Annotated in this window: 15 protein-coding genes; 8 read left to right on the forward strand and 7 right to left on the reverse strand. The window is 45.2% G+C overall.

What is annotated here, in order from left to right; genetic code table 11:
- Window positions 1-20: 20 nt before the first annotated feature.
- The 6 genes from C2755_RS04725 (at window position 21) to C2755_RS04750 (ending at window position 7388) form a co-directional block, all read left to right on the forward strand.
- Window positions 21-509 carry a MarR family winged helix-turn-helix transcriptional regulator gene (locus C2755_RS04725; protein WP_215322043.1) on the forward strand — a complete coding sequence of 163 codons (489 nt, stop codon included), beginning with the start codon at window positions 21-23 and terminating at the stop codon, window positions 507-509.
- On the forward strand, window positions 506-1984 hold the full coding sequence (locus tag C2755_RS04730; protein WP_215322051.1) for an efflux transporter outer membrane subunit: 1479 nt from the start codon (window positions 506-508) through the stop codon (window positions 1982-1984). The genes C2755_RS04725 and C2755_RS04730 overlap by 4 nt, the downstream gene beginning before the upstream one ends.
- Before the next feature lie 20 nt (window positions 1985-2004).
- Window positions 2005-2973 carry an efflux RND transporter periplasmic adaptor subunit gene (locus C2755_RS04735; RefSeq protein ID WP_215322053.1) on the forward strand — a complete coding sequence of 323 codons (969 nt, stop codon included), beginning with the start codon at window positions 2005-2007 and terminating at the stop codon, window positions 2971-2973.
- A gap of 9 nt (window positions 2974-2982) precedes the next feature.
- Window positions 2983-4515, forward strand: coding sequence for a DHA2 family efflux MFS transporter permease subunit (locus tag C2755_RS04740; RefSeq protein ID WP_215322054.1), 1533 nt, complete (start codon window positions 2983-2985; stop codon window positions 4513-4515).
- A 117-nt stretch (window positions 4516-4632) separates the two neighbouring features.
- On the forward strand, window positions 4633-5793 hold the full coding sequence (locus C2755_RS04745) for an alkane 1-monooxygenase (protein WP_215322056.1): 1161 nt from the start codon (window positions 4633-4635) through the stop codon (window positions 5791-5793).
- Entirely contained in the window at window positions 5790-7388 is a 1599-nt protein-coding gene (locus C2755_RS04750) for a GMC family oxidoreductase (protein ID WP_215322057.1), read from the forward strand. Before C2755_RS04745 ends, C2755_RS04750 begins: the two co-directional genes overlap by 4 nt.
- On the opposite strand, the gene C2755_RS04755 is transcribed toward C2755_RS04750, so the two are convergent.
- The 7 genes from C2755_RS04755 to C2755_RS04785 are packed head-to-tail and all read right to left on the reverse strand — an operon-like array spanning window position 7385 to window position 15778.
- On the reverse strand, window positions 7385-8149 hold the full coding sequence (locus C2755_RS04755; protein WP_215322059.1) for an enoyl-CoA hydratase: 765 nt from the start codon (window positions 8147-8149) through the stop codon (window positions 7385-7387). The two genes, C2755_RS04750 and C2755_RS04755, sit on opposite strands and share 4 nt — an antisense overlap.
- A gap of 5 nt (window positions 8150-8154) precedes the next feature.
- Complete coding sequence (locus C2755_RS04760) at window positions 8155-9135, reverse strand: nitronate monooxygenase family protein (RefSeq protein ID WP_215322060.1); 981 nt, start codon at window positions 9133-9135, stop codon at window positions 8155-8157.
- Window positions 9136-9156: 21 nt separating this feature from the next.
- Window positions 9157-9612 carry a DUF2147 domain-containing protein gene (locus C2755_RS04765; RefSeq protein WP_215322062.1) on the reverse strand — a complete coding sequence of 152 codons (456 nt, stop codon included), beginning with the start codon at window positions 9610-9612 and terminating at the stop codon, window positions 9157-9159.
- Between the two features lie 31 nt (window positions 9613-9643).
- Window positions 9644-10840: an acetyl-CoA C-acyltransferase gene (locus tag C2755_RS04770; protein ID WP_215322063.1), complete on the reverse strand. Its 1197-nt coding sequence runs from the start codon at window positions 10838-10840 to the stop codon at window positions 9644-9646.
- 17 nt (window positions 10841-10857) lie between these two features.
- Window positions 10858-13299: a 3-hydroxyacyl-CoA dehydrogenase/enoyl-CoA hydratase family protein gene (locus tag C2755_RS04775; RefSeq protein WP_215322065.1), complete on the reverse strand. Its 2442-nt coding sequence runs from the start codon at window positions 13297-13299 to the stop codon at window positions 10858-10860.
- 10 nt (window positions 13300-13309) lie between these two features.
- On the reverse strand, window positions 13310-15097 hold the full coding sequence (locus C2755_RS04780; RefSeq protein WP_215322066.1) for an acyl-CoA dehydrogenase C-terminal domain-containing protein: 1788 nt from the start codon (window positions 15095-15097) through the stop codon (window positions 13310-13312).
- Between the two features lie 45 nt (window positions 15098-15142).
- Window positions 15143-15778: a TetR/AcrR family transcriptional regulator gene (locus C2755_RS04785; RefSeq protein ID WP_215322068.1), complete on the reverse strand. Its 636-nt coding sequence runs from the start codon at window positions 15776-15778 to the stop codon at window positions 15143-15145.
- Between the two features lie 238 nt (window positions 15779-16016).
- Between C2755_RS04785 and C2755_RS04790 the strand changes: the two genes are divergently transcribed.
- Window positions 16017-16829, forward strand: coding sequence for an outer membrane protein (locus tag C2755_RS04790; protein WP_215322070.1), 813 nt, complete (start codon window positions 16017-16019; stop codon window positions 16827-16829).
- A 137-nt stretch (window positions 16830-16966) separates the two neighbouring features.
- Window positions 16967-18643, forward strand: coding sequence for a long-chain-fatty-acid--CoA ligase (locus tag C2755_RS04795; RefSeq protein WP_215322072.1), 1677 nt, complete (start codon window positions 16967-16969; stop codon window positions 18641-18643).
- Window positions 18644-18704 lie beyond the last annotated feature (61 nt).

Genomic DNA, 18704 nt, shown 5'->3' on the forward strand with positions numbered 1-18704 from the left:
TTGACTAGTCAATTAGTTTTATGAAAAATACCAGCCCTTCACCATCCTCTTTCTACACCCCAGATAATTACCGCCCCCAGGGGAGTGTGGCTTATTTGATGTTGCGTAACAAATCAAGCTATCAACGCCTAGGTGATTTGAGGCTGGCAGATCTTGGTATTACTGCAGCGCAGATGAGCGTGTTGCTCCTCGTTTCACATTCTGAAGCGGCTACGATTTCTTCCTTATCGCAAGCGTTAGGAGTTAATGCCGCAGCAACAGTGCGCGTGGTTCAAAAACTGGAAAAGATGAAACTCATACAAAAAGAGCCCTCCAAAAAGGACGGACGTGTAATTGGCCTATCGCTCACTGCTGACGGAAAGAAGGCGGCAATATCGATTCCACCACTGTGGTGCGATCTATTAAATCAGTCATTAAATGGCTTTACGCAAAAAGAATTTGATCAATTACGCGATTTCTTATTGCGAATTGAAAAAAATAATTTACAGCAACTTGAGGTGAGCTCATGAGGCGCTTAGCTTGGGTATGTAGCGTAGTCCTAGTGACGTCCATAGGCTCTCTCCTATCGGCTTGTACCTTTTTTCCTAGGCAGGCGTTGCCTGAGCAAGCTGCGAAATCCATTGATGTGCTTGAGCCAAAGCTGGCTACACAAACCAATAGCAATAACAGCAGTACTAATCCTATTGAAGATGCATGGTGGACGGCATTTGGCGATCCCCAGTTAAATCAATTGATTCAACTGGGGCTTAAGCAGTCTCCTAGCTTGGATACATCAGGCGCAAGGATAGCGGCAGCCCAAGCGATGTTAGAGAGTGAAAGGGCGGCATTTATTCCTCAGGTAAGTGTTGGAGGTCAGGTTGATCGACAACAACTTTCACAGAATTATATTTTTGTGCCTGGCATGCCTATTTACACCGGATACGGACTAGCCAATGCTTCACTGAGTTGGTCTCTGGATATTTGGGGAAAGCAAAAGAAGTATTTTGATGCCGCCAAGAATCAGGTACTTGTTGCTCAAGCAAATTACAAAGCCTCAGAACTTCTTCTCTCGACAACGATTGTGCGCGTTTATTTTGACTATGACCATATGGTTCAGGCTCGAGCACTTTATGCGAGGGAGCTTGAGGTCAGAAAGAATTTACTGCGTATTGCCATTGACCGCCAGCACGCAGGTCTAGTTGATGCGTTGACAGTAAATCAACGCAAGGTAGAATTAGAGTCTGCTCAAGCTAATGTAAATCAGTCTAATTTGAGTGTGAAGATGATGCAGCATCAACTTGCTGCTTTGGTTCAAGAGGGCCCATCCTGGGGTGAATCGCTCAAGGCCCCATCGATTCAGGCAACCAATCTTAGTCTCCCCGAAGTTATCCCATCCGATCTATTGGAGCGCAGGCCTGATTTACAGGCATTGTTAAGTCAGATTGATGTAGCAAAGCTGCAATTAGAAGGTGCAAAGTTAGAGTACTTGCCGGACGTGAATCTTGCAGGTTTCATCGGAGTTCAATCATTTGGCTTATCCCAACTTTTTTCTAGCAGAAGTCAGCAATTTAGTATCGGCCCTGCGATAAATCTGCCAATCTTTGATGGCGGCGTAATTGATGCCAACGTAACCGGCAAAGAAGCGAATCGAAACCAAGCGATTGCCTCATATCAGGAGCAACTAGTACAAGCTTTGCGTGAGGTTGCCGATAGCATTGGATCTGTGAAGAATACACAGGCTAATTATGAGGGCTTCGCTAATGCCGAGATAAACGCCAAAAGAAATTTTGAAATTACGCGCAGTAGAAGCGAGGTTGGAATCGCCTCCAAAGAAGCGTCTTTAACTGCGGAGCAGGCTTATCTGTTGCAGGGGCAAAACTATGCAGATGCTAAATCCAAACTGTTAACTGCCAATGTGGTGCTGGTTCAGGCCTTAGGCGGATCTTATCTTCAGTCTAAATCTGAATCTAGAACTCAACCGAAATTAAGCGGACAAACTCAATAAGTATTTCACTCGGAATATCCATGGACACTACTACAAACAATGGCGGTTTTAATCGACCAAAAGCTTTCAAGATCTTTTTCGCGATCCTGGTTGGGGTCTTTCTTTTAGGACTGCTGTACTGGCTTATTTTTAGCCGTAATTCAGAATTTACTGATGATGCATATGTAGCAGGTTCTCAGATTCAGGTTGTATCCCAAATAGAAGGCGCGATTGCTACTGTCAATGTTTCTGAAACCCAATCTGTCGAGGAGGGCCAAACACTCTTTAGGGTTGACCCTACAGAAGTACTGATTGCATCTGAAAAAGCAGACATTGATTTGCGCAATGCGACTGCAGATTACCAAAAGCGTAAGGTCTTACAGGGCGATGCCAGTGTGTCAAAAGAGGAGCTGGAACACTCTCAGTTGGCCTTGCTAAAGGCGATGGCTAATGCCCGCCAAGCCTACATCAATCTGCTTCGAGTTGATGTTCAAAGTCCAGCTAAAGCCACAATAGCAAAGCGGTATGCTCAAGTTGGCCAGCGTGTAGCTCCAGGCACTCAACTGGCAATGATGGTTGCGGGCGATCAGATTTGGGTTGATGCGAATTTTAAAGAAGATCAGCTTAAAAATATTCGCATTGGACAGTCGGTGAAATTGGAGTCTGACATCTACGGAGGCAAGATGGAATTTCATGGCAAGGTAGTTGGCTTTGCCCCTGGAACAGGTTCCACTTTAGCTCTTTTGCCACCTCAGAATGCCACAGGAAATTGGGTAAAAGTAGTGCAGCGCTTACCTGTGAGAATCGCGCTGGATAGTAATGAGTTAAGTAAGTACCCCTTAAATATTGGCTTATCAATGAATGTTAAAGTCGATACTAGTGATCGCGATGGTAGTTCACTGCAGGCGATGGATAAAGGTCCCATTAGTGACACTACTATTTATCAAAAGCAATTTGATAAAGCTGAGCGCCATATTCAGTCTCTATTGACGAACTCTAAGAAGCCATAATTAGCCCTTATGAGTGCGCCTGAGCTAGAGCCTCTTAAGGGATATAAGCTGGTACTTGGAACCTTGGCTTTTGCCTTGGGATCCTTTATGAACGTTCTCGATATGTCCATTGCAAACGTTGCTTTACCAACGATTGCAGGAGATTTTGCTATTAGCCCAACTCAAGGGACCTGGGTCATTACTTCCTACGCAGTTAGCGAAGCTATCTTTTTGCCATTAACCGGTTTTCTAGCCAAGAGAATTGGCGAGGTACGTCAGTTTATCTTTGCCACGATACTTTTTACGATAGCTTCAATGCTGTGTGGGTTGGCACCATCCTTCGAGGTGCTGGTCATCTCGCGCATCTTGCAAGGCATTGTTGGCGCTTCAATGATTCCGCTTTCCCAAACCTTGATCATGAAATGTTATCCGCCAGCAAAGCGGGGTATGGCATTGGGTATTTGGGCGACAACTACCATAGTGGCGCCTGTATTAGGACCCTTAATTGGTGGCTGGCTTACCGATAATTTGGTGTGGCGTTGGGCTTTCTATATCAATTTGCCATTTGGCATTTTGGTTGCTGTGATGGTCTACTGGTTGTATGGTGCTCCAAAGCCTGAGTCCTCTAAAGAGAAAATTGATCTTATTGGCATAGCGCTACTAGTTGCTGCTGTCGCCTCGATGCAAATTGCACTTGATAAGGGTAGTGAATTAGATTGGTTGTCATCATCATTCATTGCAACTTTAGCAACGATCTCCTTTATCTCTTGGATCGCCTTTGTTCTCTGGGAGTTGGGGGCAGAGCACCCCATTGTGGATTTGCGCTTATTTAGGCTGGTGAACTTTCGTACCTCTGCCATCTGCTTGGGGATAGGATCTTTTGCCTTTTACATCTACATTGTGATCGGCCCTTTATGGCTGCAAACCCAATTGGGCTATACCGCATTTAACTCTGGCAAGGTCATGGCAATCACTGGAGTATTGGCTTTATTTTGTGGCCCTTTATTTGGGGCCAATATCCATCGTATTGACGCGAGAATCATTGCCACTATTGGATTTGCCGCCATGGCAATTGGGTGCTGGATGGCTGCCGGCTTTACAACTGGCGTCGATGAAAAAACACTGATGTTTGCTCGCCTCATTATGGGTGTGGGTATTGCAGGATTCTTCATGCCAATGTCTGCAATTTCTATGTCGCAGCTCAGGGGGAGTCAAATTGCTTCTGGTACGGGTATCTCTAACTTTTTAAGAAACGTGGGTGCCAGTGTAGGAACAGCGGTTGCCACTACGCTCTGGCAGGACAATGCGATTAGACAGCATGAGAACCTCATGAGCAATATTCAGACGGGGAATCTTGCATACCAACAATTGATGGAAACAACTGCCAAACTCGGCATGACAGAAATGCAGCGACATGCCTTAGTTGATAACTTGGTTACCTCTCAGGCCTACATGCTTTCAACCAATCAGCTAATGCTATTGGCAGGACTCATTTTGGTGGCGCTGATGCCCCTAATCTGGTTATCTAAACCTCCATTCGGATCGGGCCTTATCGGTCACTAATGAGGCTTTGATGGCGCTCCATCATTAGGGATTTCACTAAGGTACTCTGAGCATGGCGCCTAAAAATGCAGGCTATCAAATCAAGCAATTTTTTTGAGTGGAGGCTAAGATGTGGTTATGAACGGCATAACAACAATCCAAGGTCCAGAGTGGAATGATAAGCGCTGGCTTTGGTTATTGAGCCCAACCATTCCATTTGCTTTTACCGCCTCTATTCTGGCATTCGTATTGACTGGTCATTGGCTCTATTTGCTTTTTGCCCCAGCCATCATTCATATCGCCATCCCTATCTTAGATCTGACTTTTGGTGAAGACTTTAGCAATCCTCCGGAATCCGCTGTCGAGAGCTTAAATAAAGATTTCTTTTATCGCGCGCTGGTTTGGCTTTATGTTCCCCTTCAGCTCATTGGCACAGTCTATGGAACTTGGCTGGCAGCGACTCAGTCTTTAGATTGGTATGCCTACATCGCCTTAGTATTTACTGTGGGATCTACCAATGGTATTGGCATTGGAACTGCTCATGAGTTAGGGCATAAACAAGAGTCCGTAGATCGCTGGCTTTCTAAATTGGCATTAGCCTCCAGTATGTATGGCCACTTCTTTGTGGAACATAACCGCGGCCATCATAAGCGGGTGGCAACACCAGAGGATCCTGCTAGCGCCCGTATGGGGGAAAGTTTTTGGGCATTTCTGCCGCGTACTGTATTGGGCAGCCTAATTTCCGCATGGGAATTAGAGCGAGAACGCTTAAAAAGAAAAGGGAAGGTCGTTTGGAGTATTCAGAATGAAAATCTCCAGGCTTGGTCTCTCACGATTCTCTTGTACGGTGCTCTCATATTTTGGTTGGGATGGGCGGCACTAATCTTTCTTGTCCTTCAGGGCATCTACGCTGCCTCGATGTTGGAAGTTGTGAACTATGTAGAGCACTACGGTCTGTTACGTCAAAAAGATCAAAATGGTGGGTACGTGCGCTGTGCACCAGAGCACTCTTGGAACAGTAACCATATAGTCGGAAATATTTTGTTGTATCACCTACAGCGCCATTCTGATCATCATGCTCATCCAACTAGACGTTATCAAGCATTACGTCATTTTGGAGAGGCTCCTCAATTGCCAGGTGGTTATGCATCCATGATTACCTTGGCGTATTGCCCGCCCCTCTGGTTTGCCTTAATGGACAGACGGGTAGTGCGCCATTACGCTGGGGATATGAGCAAAATCAATATACAGCCTTCAGCTAGATCAAAGCTGATGAATCACTGGAGTAATCAACAATGAAGTCTCAGGCCTTTGATTACATTGTCGTAGGTGCTGGGTCTGCTGGTAGTGTGATGGCAGGACGACTTAGCGAGGATGCCGGCACTAGCGTTGTATTGCTGGAGGCTGGCGGTAATGGTGATAGCTGGGTCGTTAAAACGCCTGCGGCTGCCGTAGCTATGTTACCCACATCAATCAATAACTATGCCTTTCAAACGGTACCCCAGAAGGGCTTAAACGGCCGTCGAGGATATCAGCCCAGAGGAAAGTGTTTAGGTGGCTCTTCGGCGATTAATGCCATGATTTACACCAGAGGGCATCGCTCTGATTACGATCACTGGGCAGCGCTTGGCAATATAGGCTGGTCATATGACGAGCTGCTTCCTTACTTTAAGAAAAGCGAAAACAACACCACAATTCAGAATTCCTTCCACGGTATTGATGGCCCTTTATCTGTATCAAATCTGCAGTCACATAATCCTTTTCAGCAAATCTATTTGAATGCAGCCAAGGAAGCCGGATTTCCGGTTACGGAAGACTTCAATGGTGCTGAGCAAGAGGGTTTAGGGATTTATCAAGTTACCCATAAAAATGGTGAGCGCTGGAGTGCAGCGCGTGGCTATTTACACCCCCATATGGGTAAACGAAAAAATTTAAATGTGCAAACTGGTATTCAGGTTGAGTGTATTTTGTTCGAAGGTAAGCGCGCTGTGGGCGTGAGCTATATGCAGGGTGGTAAACAGCACATCATGCACGCTAACAAAGAAGTTATTCTGTGTGCAGGCGCCTTCCATTCCCCACAATTACTCATGGTTTCAGGGGTGGGGCCTGCTCAAGAGTTAAAGAAATTCGATATACCAGTTATCCATGATTTGCCTGGTGTAGGTCAAAATCTTCAAGACCATCCAGACTTTATTTTTGGCTATTCAGCAGATAGCCTTGATCTGATCGGTATTTCTTTAGGTGGTACGGTTAAATTGACTGGTGAAATTATCAAGTATGTTCGTTCACGCGAAGGTATGATTGCCACCAACTTTGCAGAGGCGGGCGGCTTCCTCAAAACAGATCCCAGTCTTGAGGCGCCAGATGTGCAATTGCATTTTGTAGTTAGCTTAGTGGAAGATCATGCTCGTAAATTACATATGGCCCATGGCTATTCGTGTCATGTATGCGTTCTGAGGCCTAAGAGCCGTGGGCAGATTACGCTAGCTAGTAACAGTATGCAAGACGCACCATTAATTGATCCAGCTTTTTTGGCTGAAGAAGAGGATTTGGAAACCCTAGTTAAAGGTTATAAGCTGACCAAACAACTAATGGATGCCCCCTCGTTTACTAAGATACGCAAAAAAGATGTCTTTACACCTAATGTAAAAATAGATGATGACATTCGGAAGATTATTCGGGAGCGGGCTGATACGGTCTATCACCCAGTGGGCACCTGCAAGATGGGCCATGATGCAATGGCAGTAGTTGATGCAAACTTAAAAGTTCATGGCATGGAGGGGCTAAGGGTGGTTGATGGCTCGATCATGCCAACCCTAATCGGAGGCAATACTAATGCTCCCATCATTGCTATCGCTGAAAAAGCAGTAGACCTGATCCGAGCAGGTCGCTAATCTAGCCCATCAAAATTGGGGGTGCGCTTTTCTAAAAAGGAGGTCAGCGCTTCTTTTGCTGCTGGACTATGGAGTCTATCGATGAAGTGCTTGCCTTCAATATCAATTTGATTGAGTACTGCAGCCTTAAGTTCACCCTCTTTTAACAAAGACTTCGTTCTTGAGACTGATCCGGAGGATAAGGTAGTTAGTTTTTTGGCTCTCTGCTCCGCATAAGGCAGTGCAGATGGTTCTGAAATTACTTTGTTTACAAATCCAATTTGATGGGCTTCATCAGCGCTGATGGGTTCACCAAAAAGCAATATTTCTGAAGCCTTTTGATGGCCAGCGAGACGTGGTAGCAATAATGAGACCGCACCTTCTGGAACCAAGCCCAAGGAAACGAAAGGAAATATAAAACGAGCATTCTTCTGCGCGTATACCAAATCGCAATGAAACAGTAATGTTGCCCCAATGCCAACCGCAACTCCATCAACTGCTGCGATTAAAGGCTTAGTTAGTCCTGCTAGCGCCTTTAACAAATTAATGGGTGGCGCATCTTCATGTGTAATCGGCGATTGCATGAAATCCACAATATCGTTACCTGCTGAAAAGGCATTGCCAGCCCCAGAGATCAACATCACCTTCACTTGAGGGTTTTGATCTCCATCAAAGAGTATCTGTGTAAGTTCACGATACATTGCATTAGTAAATGCGTTCTTTTTCTCAGAACGGTTCAGTAATATCTTCAGAATCCCGTCAGACAGATGGTGGTTAATCATGTGATCTACGCTGCACCTTTAAGCAAAATTGCTTTAGTTTGATCATATTCAACTTTTAATCGAGCAACAAACTGCGCTGTAGGCGTAACTGCTTTTACGGCGCCAATACCTTGACCACAGCCCCAAATATCTTTCCAGGCTTTCTGAGCTGCGCCACCAAAGTTCATTTTGCTCGGATCGCTTTCTGGAAGATTATCTGGATCCAAGCCAGCATTGCGAATAGAGGGTGCTAAATAGTTCCCAGAAACACCAGTAAAAAGGTTGCTCAAGATAATGTCATCTGAGTTGCAATCAACCACTGCTTGCTTATAGGCCTCACTTGCACGCGCTTCTTCAGTGGCAATAAATGCAGAGCCAATATACGCATAGTCAGCGCCTATGGCCTGGGCTGCTAAAACTGCACCGCCAGTAGCAATGGAGCCACTCAGTACTAATGGTCCTTTAAACCATTCCCGAATTTCCTGAATTAATGCAAAAGGACTTTTAATGCCGGCATGTCCACCAGCACCAGCTGCAACTGCAATTAAGCCATCAGCACCTTTTTCTATCGCCTTTTTAGCAAAAGCATTATTGATGATGTCATGCAATACGATTCCGCCATAGCTATGTGCGGCAGTATTAATTTCTTCGCGTGCACCAAGGGAGGTAATGATGATGGGTACTTTGTATTTGACGCATAGCGCCATATCATGTTCAAGACGATCGTTGCTCTTGTGCACAATTTGATTAATGGCAAAAGGTGCGGCTGGCTTATCCGGGTGTTCTCTGTTGTATTCCGCTAAGGCAGTAGTAATTTCAATCAACCATTCTTCAAGCTGTTCAGCAGGTCTGGCATTGAGGGCTGGCATAGAGCCAATCACACCCGCTTTGCACTGGGCAATCACTAATTTAGGATTGCTGATAATAAAAAGTGGGGCTGCAATGACGGGTAAATTACCATCCGCCAAATGTTTGCGTAGAACTTCTGGAAGAGGTTGATTGCTCATATTTTTTAAATGATCCGTAGATTACTGCTCAGCTTTGTACCAAACTTGGGTGCGACCTAATAATGGAATGCCAATATAGCCGCGGACATCCATTTTTTTGCCATCTTCAGTTGCAACCTTAACTTTGTAGGTTTCGCCATTCTTTGGGTCTAAGATTTTTCCATCTGACCAAGTGCCTGCCCCATCTTGCTTAAGATCACTCATGATTTTCATGCCAATAAGAGGCTTATCTTTACGATCGTCTTTGCACAGATTGCAATAAACTAGCGGCGTTTCGCCTGGGGCTGGGAATGTTTTGATGATGGTGCCCTGTAAAAACCCATTGGCCTCTTCAATCTTAATTAAGGAAGCCGGTTGATTGGTTTTATCGTCAATTGTTTTCCAAACCCCAATAGCTGGATCGGTAGCTTGAGCATACGTATTGCCAGCAATCAGACCAAGAATGCAGGCCGATAGAATGATTTGTTTTTTTAACATTCTGATGTCTCCTATTTTTGATAAAAGCTGATTAGCAACGCTCAAATATTCCAGCAGCGCCCATACCGGTACCAACGCACATCGTCACCATGGCATGTTTAAGATTGCGTCTCTGTAGGGCATGAATCGCTGTTGCAGCTCTGATGGCGCCTGTTGCGCCCAAAGGATGACCAAGAGCAATGGCGCTACCCAAAGGATTGACTTTGCTTTGATCCAAACCAAGATCTCGAATGACTGCTAAAGACTGGGCTGCAAACGCTTCGTTCAACTCGATCCAGTCCAAATCCTGCAAATTGAGTCCAGCCAGTTTTAACGCAGCTGGAATAGCCTCTTTAGGGCCGATGCCCATAATCTCCGGGGCAACGCCTTTGACGGCAAAACTTACAAAACGTGCCAAAGGAGTGAGGCCAAAGGTCTTGATCGCTTTTTCACTGGCTAAGATGAGTGCGCCAACACCATCAGAGGTTTGTGAGCTATTGCCAGCGGTCACGCTACCTCTAGCGGCGAATGGAGATTTGAGTTTCGCTAACCCTTCAAGCGAGGTATCGATCCGTGGGCCTTCGTCTTTCAAAAATTCACGCCACTGTATATCCACTTGGCCTTTATCCAGATTCATCGAGCGATGGGCAACCTTGACGGGAAAGATTTCAGAGTTAAATTCACCGGCGGCTTGTGCGGCCATAGCCTTTTGATGAGAATGATATGCAAAAGCATCTTGATCTTCGCGACTGATCTTCCATTGTTGCGCAACTTTCTCGGCGGTTAAGCCCATACCGTAAGCAATACCAATGTTTTCATCGGCCATAAAGATTTCTGGTGACATCGATGGAGAGTTGCCACCCATGGGAACCATACTCATTGACTCAACACCGCCAGCAATCATCACATCCGCTTCGCCAACCCGAATGCGGTCAGCTGCCATAGCAATGGCATTTAACCCAGACGAGCAGAAACGGTTGACAGTAATACCGCCAATAGTATTTGGTAGACCACCTAGGAGCAATCCAATGCGGGCCACATTCAATCCTTGTTGACCTTCTGGCATGGCACAGCCAATAATGGCATCCTCAATGGCTTTGGGATCTAGGGTGGGTACTTGCGTCAGAATATGTTGCAAGGCGTTGCCAAGTAAGTCATCCGGACGAGTATTTTTTAATGCACCTCGCCCAGATCTACCAACGGCACTGCGAGTGGCAGCAACGATATATGCGTCTTGAATATTTTTCATAGTGATATCTCGGTAAATTAGTTTCTAACAGGCTTGCCAGTTTGGAGAATACCCATAATCCGTTCCATGGATTTAGGGTGACCAATGAGCTCCACAAATGCCTGGCGCTCTAGTTTGAGCAGCCACTCTTCAGTAACAAGCGTTCCTGCATCGACATCGCCACCAGTAATGATCTGAATGATCTTCTGAGCAATGTGCGCATCGTGTTCGGAGATAAAGCCACCGTCACGCATATTGACTACTTGACCCATCACGGTGGCGGCAACAGAACGGCCACCAACCGGTATTAAGGTTGGTATAGGAGGTCTGTATCCGGAGTAGCGCATTGCTTTGACTTGATCTTGTGCCAAAGCCAGTAATTCATAAACGTTTGCAACGATAATGTCACCCTTTTGGAGGTAAGCCATCTTCATTGCTTCTTGAGCTGATGAAGAAACCTTAGCCATTGCAGCATTTTCAAAAGCGGCTTTGGTAAAATCCAAATAATTGGTGTTCCCAGCAAGCGCAACGCCTTGAGCCGCACGAATGGCTGCTTCTTTAAGTCCGCCACCAGCAGGTAATAAGCCAACACCAACTTCCACCAGGCCAATATAGCTTTCCATAGCAGCAACTCTGCGCGCAGATTGGAGAACTAATTCACAACCACCCCCTAGGGCAATACCAGAGACTGCGGCAACTACAGGCACTTGGGAGTATTTGATTTTCATCATCGTATCTTGAAACTCTTTGACGAACGGCTCAACTCCAGCAGGGCCGCCTTTCATGACCATAGGCATTGCAGCTTCTAGATTAGCACCTGCAGAAAAGGGCCCACCAGGCGTGCCTAGCTTCAATGAAGTAGGTTGCCAGATCACCAATCCTGCATAGTTCGCTTCTGCGATCTCAACGGCTTTTTGTAGGCCACTTAATACGTCTGGGCTGAAGGTATTCATCTTCGAGCGGAATGAGGCAATCAATACCTCAGGCTGATTGGTATCTACCCAAGCTCGGAAGTCCGTGTTCTCAAAAACAGTGGTGCCCGCTGTTTTAGGATCAGGAGAGCCATCCCCTAACAGTGGCGCCCTAAATACTTGCTTTTGGTATACCGGCAAAGCAGAGCGGGGAATGTATTTATTCTCAGATGCAGACCATGAACCTTCAGGCGTATGGAAAGCTTGCTTATCAGCAACTGGTCCACTAAAGATCCATGCGGGCAAAGGCTCTTTGCTTAGTGTTTTGCCTGCATCAATATCCTCTTTAATCCAATTAGCCACTTGCGTAACGCCAGCTGCTTGCCAGTCCTCAAAGGGGCCTAAATTCCAACCATAACCCCAGCGCATCGCGAAGTCGATTTCTCGAGCAGATTGTGCAATCTCACCAAGGTGAATCGCACAGTAGTGGAAGATATCCCGATAGATAGCCCATAAAAACTGAGCTTGAGGTTCATCGGTCTCGCGTAGCAATTCAAGTCGCTCTGCAATTGGTTTTTTCAGAATGCGCTCAATCAGCGGTTCAATCGTTGCGGTAGATGGTTTGTATTCACCGGTGACAGCATCCAATACAAGAACATTCTTCCCGTCCTTGCGATAAAAACCTGCTTTGGTTTTCTGTCCCAGCGCACCTTTTGCAATGAGTTGACTAACCACTTCAGGCGTTTTAAATAGGGCAGAGAAGGAATCGCCTTGTAATGCATTTTCCATGGTCTTAATGACATGGGCCATAGTATCCAAGCCAACCACATCGCTGGTTCTAAAGGTAGCTGATTTAGCACGTCCAAGTTTGCTGCCGGTAATGGCATCAACTTCATCAAAGCCTAGGCCAAACTTTTGTGCCTCTGCAAACACTGCCAGGATCGAGAAAACACCTACACGGTTGCCGATAAAGTTCGGGGTATCCTTAGCGCGCACAACCCCTTTGCCCATCGTGGAAGTCATAAAGGTTTCAAGTGCATCCAATACGGCGGGATCAGTGTCTGCCGCTGGAATGAGCTCTAGTAAATGCATATACCGAGGTGGGTTAAAGAAGTGCACGCCACAGAAGCGCTTCTTCAGATCACCAGAAAAACCTTTGGCAAGTTCGCCGATAGGAAGGCCTGAGGTATTGGTAGCAAACAGAGCATGCGCCGGAATATGTGGCGCTACTTTTTCATAAAGAGCATGCTTCCAATCGAGACGCTCTGCAATGGCTTCAATGATGAGGTCGCAACCCGCTAAAAGACCTAAGTCGTCCTCATAATTTGCTGGAGTAATTAGATTGGCTTCTGAAGATAAACCCAAAGGTGCCGGCTTTAACTTTTTAAGATTCTCAATCGCTTTAATGGCAATTGCATTCTTATTAGAAGGTTTGCCATCTTCAGAATTCGTCGGCAAATCAAACAACACTACAGGCAACCCTACATTAATACATTGCGCAGCAATCTGAGCGCCCATCACGCCAGCGCCTAGGATGGCTACTTTCTTAATAATCTTGTTATCACTCATATTTAGTCTCTCAGAAAAAATCAGCAGGCATAGCCATTAACGATTTAGAGCCAGCACGTGCTTGACGGATCAGCATGGCTGTCTCAGGAAGGAGTTTGTCAAAGTAGAAGCGGGCAGTAGCCAATTTCGCTTCATAAAAAGGATCTTTGCTAGCCTTATTGGCTAAAGCAATTTTTGCCATCCGCGCAAAGAGGTATGAGTAAATCAAGTGACCCACAACACGTAAGTAAGGTACGGCAGCAGCACCCACTTCTTCGTGATTCATCATAGCTTTCATGCCAATCTCTTTGGTGAGTTTTTCTACCTTGACGGCGATATCAGAGAGTGGATCGATAAACTCCTGCATTTCCTTGCGCACACCTTCATCTTCGATGAACTGTTCGATGATTTTGCCAAACTTGGTAAGCTTCTTGCCCATATCTCCAAGAACTTTTCTACCTAAGAGATCAAGAGATTGAATGGTGTTGGTGCCCTCATAAATCATATTGATACGAGCATCACGAACATATTGCTCCATACCCCATTCAGCAATATAGCCATGACCACCAAATACCTGCATGCCTTCGTTTGTTGCAGTAAATGCGTTATCGGTTAAGAAGGCTTTAATGATTGGGGTGAGTAGGGCTACCATCTCACCTGTTTCTTTACGAACTTTTTCATCAGGATGATTGAGTTCTTTATCAATCATGAGGGCCACCCAGTAAGAAAAGGCTCTACCAGCTTCTGCGTAAGCTCTTTGGGTGAGCAACATTCTACGAACATCCGGATGAACAATAATCGGATCAGCCGCCTTTTCGGGTGCCTTAGCCCCAGTTAAGCTACGCATTTGTAAACGCTCTTTGGCATAAGCGGCAGAGTTCTGATATGCCACCTCTGTTAAGCCAAGACTTTGCATACCTACGCCAAGACGAGCCGCATTCATCATCACAAACATTGCGTTAAGGCCTTTGTGCGGTTCGCCCACAAGGGTGCCAATAGCGCCATCGAAGTTCATAACGCAAGTGGCATTGCCATGAATGCCCATCTTATGTTCTAGGGAGCCACAAGACACCGCATTGGCTTTACCAATTGAACCATCGGCTCCAACCTGAAATTTAGGAACAGCAAATAAAGAGATGCCTTTGCTTCCAATAGGGGAGTCTGGTAGACGTGCCAGAACAAGATGAATAATGTTCTCAGCTAAATCATGATCGCCGCTAGAGATAAAAATCTTGGTTCCGTTAATAGAGTAAGTGCCATCAGCCTGTGGCTCGGCTTTTGTTTTCAGTAATCCAAGGTCAGTACCGCAATGTGGCTCAGTCAAGCACATGGTTCCAGTCCACTGACCAGATACCAATTTTTCTAAATAAGTTTTTTTCTGTTCTTCAGTACCATGCGCATGTAGACATTCATACGCACCATGCGACAGACCTGGATACATTGTCCAAGATTGATTAGCAGAATTTAAGGTCTCATACAGAACAGTATTGAGTAGTTGCGGCAATCCTTGGCCACCATATGCGGGATCGCATGACAAAGCAGGCCAACCACCCGCAACATACTGCTCATAAGCCTGCTTAAAGCCAGTAGGGGTCGTAACTGACCCATCCTCATGCCGCGTACAACCTTCTTGATCGCCAATTTGATTCAAAGGGAAGGCGATCTCACTGGCAAATTTTCCGGCCTCTTCAATGATCTGATTCATGGTGTCTTTATCAACATCCTGGTATGCAGGCAGAGAAGCAAATTCTTTGCCAGCATCAAGCATTTCATGAATAACGAATTGAATATCGCGGAGGGGTGGATTGTATTGAGGCATGGTGTTCTTCTATTAAGGTGTTAGAGAGGAATATTGGCTTGCTGATTAGTTAGATTTATTGCTACTTAAAATTTCTTTGATTAACTTATTTGCATTTGCTAGACATTTGGGGTTGTCTAAAAAACGGGAATCATGATGAACGCCAAGAGCGATGCTATACAGCTGAAAGAGAAGGGTCTCCACATTCACAGATTTCTTGAGGTGACCAGCCGCGATAGACTCCTTAATTCCGCGACGGATTGCAGAGCGCCAGTCTTCTACGCTGCGGACTAGTTCATCGCGCACAATACCGGGTTGGTCATCAAACTCAACGGCGCCAGCAATAAAGAAGCAGCTTGAGCTTTCATCACCAGTGCTCATCTTGATCCAAGACTGGATCATTTGATTTAGGCGAGGCAAGCCCTTAGGCTTGAGAAGGGCTGGAGTGAAGATGAGGTCTTGAAATCGCTGGTAATACTCCCGTACTACGGCAACTTGCAATTCTTCTCTGGAGCCAAAGTGGGCAAAAACGCCACTCTTACTCATTTTGACTGCCTCTGCAATATTGCCGATAGTCAAGCCTTCTAAGCCTGATTTACTAGCGATTGTCAGAGCCGCCTCAATGATGGAGTTCTTTGTCTGAGCACCTTTTTTAGGCTCAACAAATTCTTTCTGTAAATCTCTTGATTCTTGTAAGGACATTTAAATTTTGCGCAAAATGTTGTAAAAATAATACGATCGTTCGTTTATATTACATCATTAATTTGATCTAAAAACTAGTTTCTAAGCCCTTTAAATAAAGATTCCAATCCAATGTCGTAATTAAATTGATGCAGCGCAAAATAAATAGAGGGAAAACCCGAGATACATATTTACCTAAAGGTAATTAAGATTTGTGAAGTTGTTGTGAATCATTAAAAAAATTAACACAGGAAGACATATGAAAACAGTAAAGATTAGCGCTTTGGCATTGGCGATGATGGGCGTGTTTGCAGCTAGTGCAAATGCACAATCAGTTAAAGTAAACGCATGGGAAGGCGCTTATGGGCAAGTCGGCGTTGGTTACGGGATGTTTGTGCCAAAAATCGGTAGTGGAACTGCTACCACCCCAAATACTGCTGTAACTCCTGCAGGTACCCCAGTTGTAGGCGGTGGTGTCCCACTTACTTCTTTGGGTTATCCTTCCTCAATCAATCAATCTGCATCCGCAAGTAGCATAAACAATGTTAATACCGCAACGGCTTCTTTATCAGCGGGTTATAACTTTGGAATTAATGAAACTTGGATTTTGGGTCTTGGAGCTTCTTACTATCCAGGTGCCAGCTCAGGCGCTACAGGCCAGCTCAGCATTGCCAATACAACAATTAACGGCTTGCTTGGGCCGCTGACTGCTAATGGCGGAACATCAACAGCTACTTACAATGTAAAAAATCTGTACAGCATTACCGTTACCCCTGGTTATGCTATCGATAAAGAACGTTTAGCTTATGCAAAACTTGGATACACAGGTGCAACCATAGGTTTATCAGGACCTACACTCGCTTACCAAAGCACCAACCTTACTGGGTGGACCTTGGGTCTGGGATATAAGCAGATGTTTACTGAGCATTTATATGCATTTGGTGAGGTGAACTATGGCTCTTATGGAAATAAAAATTTAACAGCAACTTTGACTAACGGAACTGTGCTTAATGGCATGACAGTTAGTGGAAATGGCACTGATATTTTGGTTGGTGTAGGCTATCGCTTCTAATGCTGTAGATTTTCAAAAAAGCCCTCTCATTGCAGAGGGCTTTTTCTTTAGATTTAGTGCAGTCGTGATTAGAATGAGTCATACAGATTTAACAATCTGACTATAAATAAAAATATATCGAGACTGGAAATAACTTCATGGTTAATCCCGCTAAGCCTTGGCTAAAACACTATCCTGAGGGCGTTCCTCACGAAGTCGATATCACTGGCTATAACTCCTTGCTGGATATGTTCGAGGAAGCCTTTGAACGCTATCCGAATAGACGTGCCTGCGAGTATCTCGATAAGTTTTTAACTTACCGAGAGCTTGATCAGCACTCCAAATACTTTGCCTCTTACTTACAAAACCTTGGTCTAGTGCCTGGTGCTCGGGTTGCAATCATGTTGCCTAACGTGTTGCAGTTTCAGATTGCGATGATCGGTATTCTTCGTGCTGGGTACGTAGTGGTCAATGTTAATCCGCTCTATACCGCCCGTGAGTTGGAATATCAACTCAAAGACAGTGGTGCATCAGCTCTTGTCATCTTAGAAAACTTTGCGCATGTTTATCAGCACATCGCTGCTGACGTGCCATTGAAAAAGACTATCGTGACTTCTCTTGGAGAGATGATTGGACTTAAGGGTGCGATAGTCAATTTTGTAGTACGCAATGTAAAAAAACTCGTGCCTGCATGGGATCTACCTAACCATATTACTTTTTTGGCTGCTTTAGGTGAGGGTAGTCGTCAGCGCTGGAATAAGCCGAATACTTCTTTAAGTGACATTGCCTTTTTGCAATATACAGGTGGCACTACGGGGTTATCTAAAGGCGCGATTCTTTTACATAGCAATATTCTCTCTAATGTCATTCAAACGGAGTTATGGCTTGAGCCAGGATTAAAGCGTAAAAAAGTGGATCAATTGGTTTTCTTATGCGCGCTTCCCATGTATCACATCTTTGCTTTAACAGCCTGTTCAGTATTAGGTATGCGTAAGGGTGGCTTGTTGATTTTGGTGCCTAACCCGCGTGATTTTGATGGCTTCATCAAGCTATTGAAGAAGCATCCGAATATCAATATCTTCCCCGGAGTAAATACTTTATTTAATGCGCTGATGCATAAACCAGAATTTGCCTCTGTGAAGTTCCCGAATATTTTGGCAACGATTGGTGGCGGTATGGCGATGCAAAAGGTGGTTGCTGATCATTGGCAAGAAATGACTGGCGCTCCCATTGCCGAAGGCTATGGCCTTTCAGAAACATCACCAGTTGCCTGCGTCAACTCTGCTTTGATTGAGAGCTTTACTGGCTATATTGGCTTCCCGGTACCAAGTACCGAAGTAGTGATCTTAGGCGATGACGGCATCGAAGTACCTTTTGGTACTCCTGGTGAGATTTGTATTCGGGGGCCTCAGGTAATGGCCGGTTACTGGAACAAGCCCGAGGAAACCAAGAATGTTATGACGCCCGATGGCTTCTTCAAATCAGGCGATATCGGCATCATGAATCCCGACGGCCTAACTAAGATTGTCGACCGTAAAAAAGATATGGTTCTGGTTTCTGGATTTAACGTCTATCCAAATGAAGTGGAAGAGGTTCTATCTCTCATTCCTGGAGTGCTGGAATGTGCAGTCATTGGTGTGCCTGATGAGGATTCAGGCGAAGCCGTTAAGGCGTTCATTGTGAAACAGGATGCTTCATTAACAGAGGAAGCTATCATGGCGTTCTGTAAAGAAAATCTTACAAACTATAAGCGCCCGAAGCACATTGTTTTCCGTGCTGATTTGCCAAAAACCAATGTTGGAAAAATCCTAAGACGTGAATTAAGAGATTTATGACCATTACCAAGGGTCACCTCCCAAGGCCAATCATTTAAAATAAGTTTTTTAGCGCTTTATT

Origin of the sequence: Polynucleobacter sp. MWH-S4W17 (assembly GCF_018687535.1) — a bacterium.
In the GTDB taxonomy this organism is placed as follows: domain Bacteria; phylum Pseudomonadota; class Gammaproteobacteria; order Burkholderiales; family Burkholderiaceae; genus Polynucleobacter.

Coding starts and splice junctions, on each gene's coding strand:
- C2755_RS04725 (WP_215322043.1), top strand. CDS start 21: ATGAAAAATACCAGCCCTTCACCATCCTCTTTCTACACCCCAGATAAT.
- C2755_RS04790 (WP_215322070.1), top strand. CDS start 16,017: ATGAAAACAGTAAAGATTAGCGCTTTGGCATTGGCGATGATGGGCGTG.
- C2755_RS04780 (WP_215322066.1), bottom strand. CDS start 15,097: ATGCCTCAATACAATCCACCCCTCCGCGATATTCAATTCGTTATTCAT.
- C2755_RS04740 (WP_215322054.1), top strand. CDS start 2,983: ATGAGTGCGCCTGAGCTAGAGCCTCTTAAGGGATATAAGCTGGTACTT.
- C2755_RS04785 (WP_215322068.1), bottom strand. CDS start 15,778: ATGTCCTTACAAGAATCAAGAGATTTACAGAAAGAATTTGTTGAGCCT.
- C2755_RS04755 (WP_215322059.1), bottom strand. CDS start 8,149: ATGATTAACCACCATCTGTCTGACGGGATTCTGAAGATATTACTGAAC.
- C2755_RS04745 (WP_215322056.1), top strand. CDS start 4,633: ATGAACGGCATAACAACAATCCAAGGTCCAGAGTGGAATGATAAGCGC.
- C2755_RS04765 (WP_215322062.1), bottom strand. CDS start 9,612: ATGTTAAAAAAACAAATCATTCTATCGGCCTGCATTCTTGGTCTGATT.
- C2755_RS04750 (WP_215322057.1), top strand. CDS start 5,790: ATGAAGTCTCAGGCCTTTGATTACATTGTCGTAGGTGCTGGGTCTGCT.
- C2755_RS04730 (WP_215322051.1), top strand. CDS start 506: ATGAGGCGCTTAGCTTGGGTATGTAGCGTAGTCCTAGTGACGTCCATA.
- C2755_RS04770 (WP_215322063.1), bottom strand. CDS start 10,840: ATGAAAAATATTCAAGACGCATATATCGTTGCTGCCACTCGCAGTGCC.
- C2755_RS04735 (WP_215322053.1), top strand. CDS start 2,005: ATGGACACTACTACAAACAATGGCGGTTTTAATCGACCAAAAGCTTTC.
- C2755_RS04760 (WP_215322060.1), bottom strand. CDS start 9,135: ATGAGCAATCAACCTCTTCCAGAAGTTCTACGCAAACATTTGGCGGAT.
- C2755_RS04775 (WP_215322065.1), bottom strand. CDS start 13,299: ATGAGTGATAACAAGATTATTAAGAAAGTAGCCATCCTAGGCGCTGGC.
- C2755_RS04795 (WP_215322072.1), top strand. CDS start 16,967: ATGGTTAATCCCGCTAAGCCTTGGCTAAAACACTATCCTGAGGGCGTT.